We start from the raw sequence: 13,622 nt of genomic DNA on the forward strand, positions 1-13,622 counted from the left end.
CAAATTTGCAAAAAAGTTTTGAGATAACGAAAAAAGCTATATCTTTGCACCACTTAAAACGGAAGACGTTACAACAACGAAAAACGTTACACAATAAGTGACCGACTCGGTAGCTCAGCTGGTAGAGCAATACACTTTTAATGTATGGGTCCTGGGTTCGAATCCCAGCCGGGTCACTAGCAAAAATGAATTACTTTTCTGTAATTTTTTTGCCTGCGTGGTGAAATTGGTAGACACGCCATCTTGAGGGGGTGGTTTCCTAAGGATGTGCTGGTTCGAGTCCAGTCGCAGGCACAAGCAAAAAAAATGTTTGTTAACTTGTAAGTTTTATAAAATTAATTATATATTTACGGCGTTAATATTACGTGACCGACTCGGTAGCTCAGCTGGTAGAGCAATACACTTTTAATGTATGGGTCCTGGGTTCGAATCCCAGCCGGGTCACGAGTTTACTGAAAAGTAAATTTTTTTCATATTAATATTTTGTGATTTGGTGTTTCAAAGGCTTCTTTCCAGAAGCCTTTGATTTTTTATTTCATCGGGAGATTGTCAATTAACCTTACTCCGTCTACAACGACAACAATAAATGCTCTGTAATCTCTGTCTGCATAAAAGAATTCTGCTTCTTTCAGATTTTTTTCATCGGCAATCAGAAAATACTCAAGCTGCATATTTTGCTGGTCATCAAAAATATCTTTTACCTTATGTTTGATAATTTCATAAGAATCTTCTTTAAACCAGGTCTGCACCTTTTTTAAAGTTTGATAAATTACCTTTGATGCTTCTCTTCTGGCTTCAGGCAGTCTTTGATTTCTGGAGCTTAATGCCAAGCCGTTTTCTGCTCTGTAAGTGGGAACTCCCACAATTTTTACCGGAAGATTCTGCATTTCAACCATTTTTTTAATAATGGCAAGCTGTTGAAAATCTTTTTCACCAAAATACGCACAATCCGGTTTTACCTGTCTGAAAAGTTCTTCCACTACAGTTCCCACGCCATCAAAATGCCCGGGACGTGATTTTCCTTCCATTTCATTTTCCAGTCCTCCAAAATCATAGCTTTTACTTTTCGCCTGCTCAGGATAGATATCTGAAACTTCAGGGATGTAAACAGCATCAACCAAACCGGAGTTTTTCAGAATATTGATATCCCTTTCTGTATCTCTCGGATATTTTACCAGATCTTCCTGATTGTTAAACTGGGTAGGGTTTACAAATATTGAGGAGATGACGAGATCATTATCTTTACGTGCTTCTTTATATAAGGAAAGATGCCCGTCATGCAATGCTCCCATCGTTGGAGCAAAACCAATCCGCTTTCCCATTTCCCTCTGTCTCTCTATAAAATCCTGAAGAATTTTTCTGCTTTTTAAAACTTCCATATTACTTTAATAGTTTATTCAAAAATAATAAATATTGGTGTAATTGAGATCATTTGTTGAAAGGATAAGTGGTCTTTTATCGTAAAAAAATGTTAATTAAAATAATGTTGAATGTTTTTTCGTAATTTTGCACCTTATAGCATTTTTAAATATAGAAAAGAATTTATGCCCAATCAGAAAATACTGTACATTACCACAGAGATGTACCCTTATCAGGAAGATACAAATTTAGCTTCGGTGGTAAACAAAATGGCGCTTAAAATGCACAATGAAGGCAATGATGTAAGAGTTTTTATGCCAAGATTTGGACAGATAAGTGAAAGGAAATTTCAACTGCACGAGGTGATCCGCCTTTCCGGGATGAATATAATTATTAATGATCTTGATCAGCCACTAATCATCAAGGTAGCTTCTTTACCGGGAGAAAGGCTTCAGGTTTATTTTATTGATAACGAAGAATATTTCAAGAGAAAACAAAGTTACTTCGACGATGAAGGAACTGCTTTTGAAGATAATGATGAGCGCGCCATCTTCTTTGCAAGAGGTGTAATCGAAACAATCAAAAAACTCAACTGGGTTCCGGATGTTATTCATTTGAACGGGTGGATGGCTTCTTTTGTTCCGGTTTATCTTAAAACATACTATGGTTCAGATACTTATTTTAAAGATGCAAAAATTGTACTCTCGGTTTACAATGAGAAAAATGCAGCTTTAAGTTCTACTATTTCTGAAAAACTTAAGTTTGATAATATTTCAGACCTCAAATCTTTGGAAGACCCAAGTTTTGAAAGCTTCGTTATTGAAAGCATGAACTACGTGGATACCATCGTAAAAGGGGACGAATTTTTAAATGAAAATCTGGATAAAGCTTTTAATGAAGCTTCCACGCCAAAGTCGGAATATCTTGATGTAGATTCAATTAAAACTTTATATTAAAAACATATTTAATGATCAATAATATTAAAAGAGCATTTGCCGTGCTGTCTCTGATGATTTTCGGAAGTGCTGTGCTTTATAATTGCGAACCGGAAATCGACAGTTTGGGTGAGCAGCTTTTTTTAAACGACGGAACTAACGGAAATGAGGTTTCCTATGACCTTATCGCCTATAATATTGATAATAACAATGCAGTGAGAGCCGATTACAATACTTTAGGAAGTGCGGTAATCGGAGCTTTCAATGAACCGCAGTTTGGGCGTCAGGAAGCATCTTATTTTACACAAATCAGAATGTCTGCTTACGACCCTGATTTTGGAACAAACGCAGTTGTGGATTCAGTCGTTATGGTTTTAAAACCCGTTATTCAACAGAGTTCAGATTCATTAGTAACTACAACAAACGAAAGTTATGTGTATCCTGATGGAAATGTTGATGCCAAACTTGAACTTAAAACTATTCCTGTTACAAAATATGGAAGAACGAAAACTGCCGGTAATATCACCCCACTTACTTTAAAAGTACATGAAGTAACTGAGTTTATGGGAAGTTTCACAGACAGTGTGTATTCAAACAAAGAGTATTCGGCAGGTGTTGAGCTTGGCTCAAAAGTTTTCAGAGGATTGGCAAAATCTGTAACAATCACAAAAGATTCAGACAATAGCGTACTGTTTACATCTACTAACGATATTAGAATTCCTTTAGATAAAACTTTCTTTCAAAATAAAATTATCGCCAAAAAGGGACAGCCTGAGCTTAAGGATATGTCAAACTTTATCAGATATTTCAGAGGTTTAAAAGTTTCTGTTCAGGAGAATGACGGTTATTTGTTTTCAATCAATCCTAATGATGCCGGAACGCAGGTGATTATGTATTATAAATATGATAAAACTGAAAATGGAACTACTACAGCAACGCGTGCAAGCTATAATTTTGGTTTAGGCGCAGGAAATGCACACTCTTCTTTAATAAATTATACAAGACCTGCAGGTTTTACCGCTGCAATTAATGCAGATGCGACCAACGGTCATGCAAAATTGTATGCTCAGGGAATGGGAGGGCCTTCAATTGGAGTTAAATTTAGACCTGATGTAATTCAAGGGCTTAGAGAACGTTTCAAAAACGATAAAACGGCAATTGTTTCAGCAAAGATCAGAATGTATACAGATTCTTTAAATTGGAATAATTCATTATTAAAGCCAAGTGAACTTACTATTGTACAGAGATATAAGAAAAAGAATTCTACTGATATAGTGTCCAGCTTCACATCAGATATAACATCATTAAGTGGTGCTCCTAATTTTGCTTATATGAGAGCTTTTAACTTAGATAAAAATCCTGCTTATTATGAATTTACGGTTACGAAATCTTTGAAAGATATTGTTGAAGATACTGAACAGAAGGATTTCTCAGATAAATATTTCAAAATTGATCTTGCTCAGTTTTTAAGAGGTTCAGATGGAGTCGCATTGGCGGGATATAATCTTACGACAAGACCCTTTGCAAGGGAAAGAATGGTTTTTGTAGGGTCAGATCCACTTCATTCAAGAAAAATTCAGTTAAAAGTAGTTTACGGATCAAAATAATTTTAATAAAAACACAATATATAATTTATGTGCGGAATTGTAGGATACACAGGTTTCCAGGATGCTTACGAAATTGTAATCAATGGGCTTAGAAGACTCGAATACAGAGGTTACGACAGTGCAGGTATTGTACTTGAAAAACCGGATCACAGCCTTGAAGTACAGAAAACCAAAGGTAAAGTAGATGATTTGGAAGGAATTGCAAGTCAGTTAAAAGGAACTGCAAAAATTGGGATGGGGCATACAAGATGGGCTACACATGGTGTTCCAAGTGACAGAAATTCACATCCTCATTTATCAAACAACGGCAAAATAGCAATTATTCATAATGGTATTATTGAAAATTATGATACTATTAAAATTATGCTTACTGAGAAAGGATTTACTTTTCAGTCGGAAACAGATACTGAAGTTCTGGTGAATCTTATTCAGTATTTTATGGATCTGAATGCCGAAACAGATTTTCCTACAGCAGTAAGATTTGCTTTGAATGAAGTTTACGGAGCTTACGCAATCACCGTAATGCACGAAGATTATCCTGGAGTTTTGGTAGTTGGCAGATTAGGATCTCCTTTGGCTATCGGAATTGGTGACAAAGAATATTTCATCGCTTCAGATGCATCTCCTTTCGTAGAATTTACAAAAGAAGCTATTTATCTTGAGGAAGGTCACATGGCAATCATTTCTCTTGAAAATGGTGTTGACATCAGAACAATCATCGAAAACTCTAAAATACAGCCTGAAATTCAGGAGCTTAAATTAAGTCTTGAGCAAATAGAGAAAGGAGGTTATGAGCATTTTATGCTGAAAGAAATTTTCGAACAGCCAAAATCTATACACGACACAATGAGAGGGCGACTTCTTGTAGATGAAGGAATCATCAAAATGGCCGGGATCTGGGATCATATTGAAAAATTCAAAAATGCCAACAGAATCATCATTATCGCTTGCGGAACTTCTTGGCACGCAGGTCTGATTGGTGAATATTTAATTGAAGAATTTGCAAGAATTCCTGTAGAAGTAGAATACGCTTCTGAATTCAGATACAGAAATCCAATTATTACTGATAAAGATGTTGTGATCGCAATTTCCCAATCTGGAGAAACGGCAGATACAATGGCTGCTTTAAAATTAGCTAAAGAAAAAGGCGCATTTATATATGGTATCTGTAATGTTGTAGATTCGTCTATTGCACGAATTACAGATGCAGGATCTTATACACACGCTGGTCCTGAGATCGGTGTTGCTTCCACTAAAGCATTTACAGCGCAGCTTACTATTTTATCCATGATTGCTTTAAAGTTAGGTAAACATAATGGTAACTTAGGTAATGCCGAATTCATGAATCTTATTGCAGAACTGGATGCTATTCCTAAAAGAGTGGAAGAAGTTCTGGCTGCAACACATGAATTAACTCAGGAGATAGCTAAGGATTTTATCAATGCGACCAACTTCCTATATTTAGGAAGAGGTTACAATTATCCTGCGGCTTTGGAAGGAGCTTTAAAACTTAAAGAAATTTCTTATATTCACGCCGAAGGTTATCCTGCTGCAGAAATGAAGCACGGGCCGATTGCTTTGATTGACGAAAATATGCCAATTGTAATCATTGCACCTAAAAAAGGTCATTACGATAAAATTGTAAGCAATGTTCAGGAAATCAAGGCGAGAAAAGGTAAAGTAGTTGCGGTTGTAAATAAAGGAGATACTCAGGTAAGTGCCATGGCTGATTACGTGATTGAAATCCCTGAAACATCTGAATGTTTTTCACCTATAGTGGCGTCTGTTCCTTTACAGCTCCTTGCTTATTACATCGCAGTTTATAGAGGGGCAAATGTGGATCAGCCAAGAAATTTGGCAAAATCTGTAACTGTAGAGTAAAAAAAAGACTAGGAAATAAAATAACTTTAGTTTTTTTTCGTTATTCTAAAAAAAATCTTAAAAGTTTCTTAAAAAAATTATATATTTACGGCTTAATTATAAAAATTAACATGAAAAGGATATTTCTTTTATTAGTGTCTGCGTCGGTAGCATCGGTATCTTGTTCAGGTGGTGGATCTTCTTCTGTTGGGAAGCCAGGAACAAAAGGAGAATTGATACCTAGAGAAAAAACATCGTCATTTGTAGCGGAAAGACCATACGGTATGGTTGCAATTCCCGGAGGTTCATTTATTGCTGGTATGTCTGGTAAAGACTTAACAGACAATCCTGAAAAAGCACCTCTAAAAACAGTTACAGTTTCTTCATTCTTCATGGATGAAGCTGAAACTACAAATGCTGAATACAGAGTATTCATTAATTATGTAAGAGATTCTATCGCTAGAACAATGCTTGCTGAAGCTGCCGGTGAAGGCGGTGACGGTGGTGGCAGAGGCCAGAGCATCGGAGACTATGCTTATCTTGCTAAAAAAGAAGAAAACCTTACTCCGTACCAGGAATATCTTGACGGTGCTGGTGGAAGAGATGACGGTTTCGATGCTACTAAAAGATTAGACTGGAAAATTCCTTTGCATTGGAGCACTTCTAAATATCCTGATGTAGAATATGCTGAAGTTCTTGAGTCTATGTATTTACCGGCTTCTTCAAGAGTAGGTAGCGAAAGACTTTTGGATGTTAGTAAATTAAAATATACATACAGATGGGGAGATATGGATGCTGCTGTAGCTGAAGATCAGAGAGGTGCAAGCTTCCTGAGAAGCGAAAGTATCGCAATTTATCCTGACACAACTGTCTGGAAAAAAGATTTCCACTTTACTTATAATGAGCCTCTGTTTGAACAGTATTTCTGGCATAAAGCTTACAAAGATTATCCTGTAGTAGGTGTTACCTGGGATCAGGCAAGAGCTTACTGTAATTTCAGATCTAAATTAAAGTCTGATTACAATGAAAGCTTGAAAAGAAGAAAGCAACCGCCAATGAGATTCAGACTTCCAAACGAATTTGAGTGGGAGTACGCAGCAAGAGGTGGTATGCAGAATGCAGATTATCCTTGGGGTGGTCCTTACTTGATGGATGACAGAGGTTGCTATCTTGCAAACTTCAAGCCAAAAAGAGGTAACTATATGGAAGATGATGTAAAAGGTACTTATACTTACACAGCTCCAGTTAAGAAATTTAAAAAGAACGGTTTCGGTTTATTTGATATGGCCGGTAACGTTTCAGAATGGACAGTTTCTCCTTACAATAACTCGTCTTATACATTCTCATCTACACTCAATCCTTCTACCAAAGATAAAACTGAAGTGAAGAAAGCTGTAAGAGGTGGTTCTTGGAAAGATGTTGGTTACATGTTGATGAACGGTGCTAGAGATTGGGAAAGAAAAGATTCTGCAAGAAGCTACATCGGTTTCAGAACAGTACAGGATATTCCGGAAGCTGCAGTAAAAGCTAAAAGAGTAAACAGATAATATTACCATTTAATTTATATATCAATTTATTTAACAACTCATTTAAAAAAAACTAACGTATATGTTTAAGACTAAAGATGCGTGGATGAATTTCTTCTATTCATTCGGTGCGGCAATTGTAATTCTTGGAGCTTGGCTTAAAATTACTCACATTACTCTGGGACCTATTAATGGTAATATCGCACTTACTGTGGGATTGGTTACTGAAGCGATCATCTTCATCATCTTCGCTTTCGATCCACCTGCAGCAGAAGAATCTTACCACTGGGAGAATGTTTACCCTGAATTATTGGATAAGCATGCAAACCCAAATCCTTTACACTCAAATGTTTCAGCTAAAAATACTGTAGATCATTTTGCAGAATTAGAAAATTCTTTATCAGGTAAACTTGATAAAATGCTTCAGGATGCTAAACTTGATGTACAGTTATTCGACAGATTAAGAACAGGAATCGATAAATTCTCAAGTTCAGTTGATCAGATCAACCAAACTGTAGACGTTTCTGCTTCTACACACAAATATAACGACCAGTTAAACAAAGCTGCTACCCACATGGAAAGCATGAACGCTCTTTATGCAATGCAGTTGGAGAACGGTCAAAGACAGTCAGAGTTTGCTAAAAAGTATGTTGATGACATGCAGAAATCAGCAGAACAATCTGAGAAGTTTAACCAAGAATTACAAGGTTTAACAACTAACTTAAACAGCTTAAACAGAGTTTACGGTGGTATGTTAACTGCTATGAAGTCATAATCCCTAACCATTAATTTAATCAAAAACTAAAGAAAAGATAATGGCAAAAGGAAAACAGACTCCACGTCAGAAGATGATCAACCTGATGTACTTGGTGTTCATCGCAATGATGGCCCTAAACATTGATGTTGAAATCATCAGATCATATTACGATTCTACAAGAGCTCTTAACGAAACCAGAAGCTTAACGGAAGATAAAAACGAGAAGATTTTTGAAAAGACACTTGAAGCAAAAGCAATGCAGGTACCTGAGACTTATGCAGAACCTTTGAAGCAGTACCGTGTTCTTAAAACAAAGATCGATGAGTTGGTTAAATTCGCTGAAACTGTAAAGGTTGATCTTAAAAAGAAATCTGAATTTTTTGATACAGATCCGAAGACAGGTAAAATCATGGATGTAAGTGAGAATTTCTCTGCACTGAACAACAATGAGGCTACCACTGAATTTTTCTTCAAGGAAGGTGATGAGAACTCTACATCGAAAGGTGCTGCAGATCTTAAAGCTAAAATGGATGATGTGAGAAATTATATCAATACTACCTTCGGGAAAAATCCTCAATTGGTTGATGTAGTAAACAGAGCGAACAAATCTATTATTACAGATTATCCTCAGGGTAAATCTCCAAACGGAAAAACATGGTTCCAGAATAAATTTTATCACCAGCCGCTTATTGCAGCAATCTCGAATTTAGAAATTATTCAGAATGATGCAAGAAATGTACAGTCTGATGCATTGGCAATGTTATTATCTGAAAAAGTTGATGCAACCATTAAATTTAATCAGTATGAAGCAATTGTTTCTGCACCTACAGACATCGTTGCTGGTGGTAAAGCTGAAGCTGTTGTAATGTTAGGATCTTATTCTAACAGTGATAAAATCAGAATCTCAGGCGTAAGCAGACAGGAAAATGGTAAGGGTTATTTACCGTTAAATACTGGAGGTATTGGTAAAAGAGAATTTTCAGGTGTAATTTCATTAACTGATTCTGAAGGTAAAGTAACAACACACCCTTTCAACCATACATATAATGTAATCGCTGGTCCGCAGGAAGTAAAACTTGAAAAAGGATTATTATTATCTGCTGATAAGATGAATGTAATGTATAGAGGTTTAGAAAACCCTGTATCTGGATCTATCTTAGGTGCTGATAATGCTAGACTTTCTTTAAGTGCATCTGCAGGGGCAACAGTAAAAAGTACTGGACAAGGTAAATGGAATGTAACTCCTACAACAGGGACTGTAGTTAAACTTACACTTTCAGGTACTGAACCAAATGGAAAATCTGTTTCTCAGGTATTTGAGTATAGGATTAAAGGAATTCCTAAACCTCAAGGTCAAATAAGAGGTAAGAGCGTAAACTTTATGCCAGCTGCATCTATCGAGAATCAAATTGTCACTGCGGCATTGCCTGACTTTGATTTCCCGGTGTCATTTACAGTTAATAGTTTCATCTTGAAATTACCAGGCAGAGCAGGTACTTTGATTCAAGGGAATTCATTATCATCTGCTGCTGGTTTACTTAGAAACTTGAGATCTGGTGATGTTGTACAGATTTATGACATAAAAGTTACTGCAACAGGCTTAGGTAATCAGATTTTAAAAGAGCTGTCTCCAGTTACCATTAATGTTCAATAAGATTATAATTTGAAAAATCATATTATGAAAAAATATATAAGCAGTCTTTTAGTTTTAGCCTCTGGGTTTGCTTTTTCTCAGACTATTCTAAATGCTTCATCTCCTGAAGAATTCAGACAGATGAGATCAGATAACATGAGAAAGGTAGGAGATACTGTGATCAGTAATAAAGTTGCACCGTTAGAATATGGCTTTGTTGATGAGAAAGATATTCTTAAAAGCATGATGGTATGGGAAATTATCGATTTAAATGATAAAATCAACCAGCCTTTCTACTATGATAATCCAAATGGTTTATTATCTAAGAATACAAGATCTTTATATCAGATTTTGCTTGATGCAGCTTTAAATGGTGAAATTGAAGAAGTTTATGATGATGAAAATTTTACTACAAAGTTATCTCCGGATGGAATAAAAGCTAAATTAGAAAGTGTAAGAATCGCAGAAGAGGCTATAGAAATTCTTAATAGTGGAAGAGCCCTTACTGAAGAAGAGAAGGTTAGATATACTGACTATATTAAAACAACTACTGATAAGGTAAAAGTTTTAAAAATCATGGGTATGTGGTTTATCGACAGAAGAGATGGACAAATGAAGTACAGACCTTTAGGGATTGCTGCGATGGGTCCTGATCCTACTTCTCAAGGTAGAGTTGATGCTGAAGGTAAGTTAATGGAAGGAGCTAATGATCTTGTTGATTTATTTTGGATTTACTATCCTACAGCCAGAGATATTTTAGCAAATAATTACGTTTATAACAAGAAAAACTCTTCAGCAGATATTTCTTTTGACGATGTAATCAACGCAAGAAGATTCTCTTCTGTAATCTACAAATCTTCTACAGGAACAGGTGATGGAGTTATCGAAGAATATATCCCTAAAAATGCAGAAGAGCAGTTAGCTGAAAGCCAAAGAATCAAAGAACAGATTCTTCAAATGGAAAATGATATGTGGAATTATTAAAAATCCACTTGATATTTATAAAAAACCTGAGTACTTTTACTCAGGTTTTTTTATTATGAAAAATGTAGATTATATTATTGTCGGAGACGGTTACGCAGCACTTTTTTTTGCTCATCATTTAATTAAAGAGCAAAAGTCTTTTAAGATATTCTCAGAAGGCAGAAAAGGTGCATCCCAGGTCTCTGCAGGTATTATCAATCCTGTTGTTCTCAAAAAATTTACAACCTTTTGGAAAGCTCATGAACAAATCGATTATTTGACAAAAGTACTTTCAGAAATTGAAAAGTACACCGGCATAAACTATTTAATTAAACAGCCCATCCATCGTATCTTCCATGATGAAAATGAAAAAAACTTATGGCTTAAAAAAGCTGCTTCCGAAGAGTTAAGGAATTTTCTGAATACAGAGTTTTCTGAATTGGATGATGTGCGAAATCCATACGGAACAGGCAGTGTCAGCCAATCTGCGCGTCTGGATGTGGCTTCTTTTTTCAGCGATATGTTTTCTTATTTAGATTCAAAAAATTGTTTAGTCAAAGAGAAATTCGATTACATTCAGATCAGTCTTTCAGAAAATATTTATCAAGAATTTAAGTTTAAAAATATACTTTTCTGCGAAGGAATGGGAGTTACAGAAAACCCTTTTTTCAAAGATATTCCGGTTATTCCAAACAAGGGTCATCATATTAAAGTTAAGCTTCAGAATGATTTAAAAACAAGTGTAACTATAAAAAAGAAACATTTTCTCTTTCCCTTAAAGAACGGACTTTATTTCTACGGCGGAACTTACGACAGAGATCAGCTCCATTCTAAAATCGATGATTCTGCGGTAGAGCAACTTGTCAACAGCTTAGCCGAAATTTATCCATACGATTTCGAAGTTAAAGACATCAGTTTCGGCTTCAGACCCACTGTTAAAGACAGAAGACCAATTGCGGGAAGACATCACAATTATAAAGATTTTTACGTCTTCAACGGCCTAGGTGCACGCGGGATCCTCAACGGATGTTATTTCTCAAAAAACCTCTACGATTTTATTGAGAAAGATATCCCGTTGCCTGAAGAAATTTCGCTTGAAAGATTTTTAGTTTGAAAAATTGTAAATAAAGCTCAACTACTGCATTTGAGTTGTAGCCTGCTCAGCGCTTTTCTTTGATGTAAAAAGAACCATGTTGTAATTCTTTTTCAGAAAAGTAACTTCCTTGTTGTTTTCAGTAAACTGATATTCGTTATCAGACGTGGAGTAGGTGTTGCTCTCAAAATCTTTTTCAAGAACGTAGACACTTCCGTTGTACTTCACTGTTTTGGCTTTTTTCTCTTTGTGAGTTCCCACAGAAAGTTTTTCACCGAGCTGATCTGTGTAATCGTGAAAAACGATTTCCTCGTGTGCTTCAGTTTCCTGTTTCGGAATCTGGATATCCGGATCCTTTGATGGCGCTGTACAGCTGTATAAGACGACAGCTGTCATGATGATGAATAGTTTTGATGACATATTGTGTTTATTTTGTAGCTTTAGTGTGATGCAAAAATACAACATTTTATGCTAATAAATGTTAATTTTTATTAAAATAACGAATATTTTATAATAAAACTAAAATATTATGCGAATGTGATATTCAAACCTGGTGTATGGAAACAAAAAAACCGCCTGTAAACAGACGGTTTCAGCAGAGAGGAAGGGATTCGAACCCTCGATACAGTTACCCGCATACTACCTTTCCAGGGTAGCTCCTTCAACCACTCGGACACCTCTCTAGTTTGAAGACTGCAAAAGTACAGCAAATTATTGAATTAACAAAAGCTTAATTTCCCAATTCGCTGATTTCCCCACAAATATTTTCAGAAAAATTGTCTGCAAAGCTTCCTTCATACTTTGGATTGTTCAGCAAATGCATCGCTTTGGTAATCGCAGCTTCCGCAGTCATGTCTTTTCCGCTGATGGCACCGATTTTTGCGAAAATATTGCTGTTCTCATATTTTCCGAAAGAAATTCCGCCGGAAATACATTGGCTCACCACCACTATTTCCGTCCCGTTATTTCTGATCTGTTGCAACGTTTCAAAAGTCTTCGAGCTGCTGAAAATAGTTCCCGAACCAAAAACCTGCAGAATCAAAACCTTCATTTTCGGTATTTCCTTAAAATGATTCAGATTCATACCCGGAAAAATCCGCCAGAAAAGAATGTCCTCACAAATATGATCGTCAACGTAAAACTCAGATTGTAAAGAATCTCTCCATAGATTATCCTTATCAATCTTCAAATGCACTCCGGACTGCCCAAGAATAGGGTAGTTCGGACTGGAATAGGCATCAAAAAATTCCGCAGAATATTTCAAAGTCCGGTTGCCTCTCAAAAGTTTATATTCAAAGTAAATTGCAACCTCCTGAATTACCGCTTCATTGTTTTCATAAAGACTTGCGTAATAAAGGCTCGTCAGAAGATTTTCCTTCGCATCCGTTCTCAAATCACCAATGGGCAGCTGAGAGCCTGTTAAAATCACGGGTTTGGAAAGACCTTTCAGCATAAAACTCAATGCTGATGCAGTGTAAGACATCGTATCCGTTCCGTGGAGAACAAGAAAACCGTCGTACTGGTCGTAATTTTCAGAAATTAACTTCGCAATCATTCGCCATTCGTCAGGTCCCATATCAGAAGAATCGAGCGGTTGTTCAAACGGATGCACAAAAACCTCGCACTCCATCAGCTTCATTTCGGGCATTTTCTCAAAAATATTTCCAAAATCAAACGCACGCAGACTTCCGGATTCGTAGTCCTTTTCCATCCCGATTGTTCCGCCGGTGTAGATCAACAGTACTTTTCTTTTCATAGATTCAAAAATACGTTTTTTTATAATATTATTTTCGTTTTGGGCGCCTGTATCCGTCTTCCGTTCCCGCTTTTTTGCTCGTCGTCCCTCCTCACAAAAAGAGCTCCACTCAAGCCGGGGCGCAGATTGTTTT

At 36.3% G+C, this 13,622-nt stretch carries 11 protein-coding genes and 4 tRNA genes; 11 read left to right on the forward strand and 4 right to left on the reverse strand.

Annotation, left to right across the window (positions count from 1 at the left end; genetic code table 11):
• Window positions 1–103: 103 nt before the first annotated feature.
• The 3 genes from NG809_RS13945 to NG809_RS13955 all read left to right on the forward strand — a co-directional run bounded on the left by NG809_RS13945 (window position 104) and on the right by NG809_RS13955 (window position 444).
• Window positions 104–176: transfer RNA gene (locus tag NG809_RS13945), tRNA-Lys, on the forward strand.
• A 35-nt stretch (window positions 177–211) separates the two neighbouring features.
• A tRNA-Leu gene (locus tag NG809_RS13950) sits at window positions 212–294 on the forward strand.
• Between the two features lie 77 nt (window positions 295–371).
• Window positions 372–444 (forward strand) — tRNA-Lys (locus tag NG809_RS13955).
• 86 nt (window positions 445–530) lie between these two features.
• Here the strand turns inward: NG809_RS13955 and panC are convergent.
• A complete protein-coding gene (gene panC / locus NG809_RS13960; RefSeq protein ID WP_262151623.1) occupies window positions 531–1,379 on the reverse strand; it encodes a pantoate--beta-alanine ligase in 849 nt (282 codons plus the stop codon).
• 165 nt (window positions 1,380–1,544) lie between these two features.
• On the opposite strand from panC, the gene NG809_RS13965 reads away from it, so the two are divergent.
• The 8 genes from NG809_RS13965 (at window position 1,545) to NG809_RS14000 (ending at window position 11,754) form a co-directional block, all read left to right on the forward strand.
• Window positions 1,545–2,315, forward strand: a complete 771-nt coding sequence (locus tag NG809_RS13965) for a glycogen/starch synthase (RefSeq protein ID WP_262151625.1) — start codon at window positions 1,545–1,547, stop codon at window positions 2,313–2,315.
• Window positions 2,316–2,326: 11 nt separating this feature from the next.
• Window positions 2,327–3,901 (forward strand): DUF4270 domain-containing protein, encoded by a 1,575-nt coding sequence (locus tag NG809_RS13970; protein WP_262151628.1) that lies wholly within the window; start codon window positions 2,327–2,329, stop codon window positions 3,899–3,901.
• A 27-nt stretch (window positions 3,902–3,928) separates the two neighbouring features.
• Window positions 3,929–5,782, forward strand: a complete 1,854-nt coding sequence (gene glmS / locus NG809_RS13975) for a glutamine--fructose-6-phosphate transaminase (isomerizing) (RefSeq protein WP_262151630.1) — start codon at window positions 3,929–3,931, stop codon at window positions 5,780–5,782.
• 110 nt (window positions 5,783–5,892) lie between these two features.
• Window positions 5,893–7,308, forward strand: coding sequence for a T9SS ring complex lipoprotein PorK/GldK (gene porK / locus NG809_RS13980; RefSeq protein WP_262151632.1), 1,416 nt, complete (start codon window positions 5,893–5,895; stop codon window positions 7,306–7,308).
• A 61-nt stretch (window positions 7,309–7,369) separates the two neighbouring features.
• The gene (gene porL, locus NG809_RS13985; protein WP_262151634.1) at window positions 7,370–8,062 is read left to right on the forward strand and encodes a type IX secretion system motor protein PorL/GldL; all 693 of its coding nucleotides are present in this window, start codon (window positions 7,370–7,372) and stop codon (window positions 8,060–8,062) included.
• Between the two features lie 40 nt (window positions 8,063–8,102).
• Complete coding sequence (porM, locus tag NG809_RS13990; protein ID WP_262151636.1) at window positions 8,103–9,698, forward strand: type IX secretion system motor protein PorM/GldM; 1,596 nt, start codon at window positions 8,103–8,105, stop codon at window positions 9,696–9,698.
• A gap of 24 nt (window positions 9,699–9,722) precedes the next feature.
• Window positions 9,723–10,661, forward strand: coding sequence for a type IX secretion system ring subunit PorN/GldN (porN, locus tag NG809_RS13995; protein ID WP_262151638.1), 939 nt, complete (start codon window positions 9,723–9,725; stop codon window positions 10,659–10,661).
• A gap of 55 nt (window positions 10,662–10,716) precedes the next feature.
• Complete coding sequence (locus tag NG809_RS14000) at window positions 10,717–11,754, forward strand: NAD(P)/FAD-dependent oxidoreductase (RefSeq protein WP_262151640.1); 1,038 nt, start codon at window positions 10,717–10,719, stop codon at window positions 11,752–11,754.
• A gap of 21 nt (window positions 11,755–11,775) precedes the next feature.
• On the opposite strand, the gene NG809_RS14005 is transcribed toward NG809_RS14000, so the two are convergent.
• The 3 genes from NG809_RS14005 to NG809_RS14015 all read right to left on the reverse strand — a co-directional run bounded on the left by NG809_RS14005 (window position 11,776) and on the right by NG809_RS14015 (window position 13,489).
• Window positions 11,776–12,153, reverse strand: coding sequence for a hypothetical protein (locus NG809_RS14005; protein ID WP_262151642.1), 378 nt, complete (start codon window positions 12,151–12,153; stop codon window positions 11,776–11,778).
• A gap of 176 nt (window positions 12,154–12,329) precedes the next feature.
• Window positions 12,330–12,416: transfer RNA gene (locus NG809_RS14010), tRNA-Ser, on the reverse strand.
• A 47-nt stretch (window positions 12,417–12,463) separates the two neighbouring features.
• Window positions 12,464–13,489, reverse strand: coding sequence for an asparaginase (locus NG809_RS14015; protein WP_262151644.1), 1,026 nt, complete (start codon window positions 13,487–13,489; stop codon window positions 12,464–12,466).
• Window positions 13,490–13,622 lie beyond the last annotated feature (133 nt).

Origin of the sequence: Chryseobacterium foetidum (assembly GCF_025457425.1) — a bacterium.
GTDB lineage: Bacteria > Bacteroidota > Bacteroidia > Flavobacteriales > Weeksellaceae > Chryseobacterium > Chryseobacterium foetidum.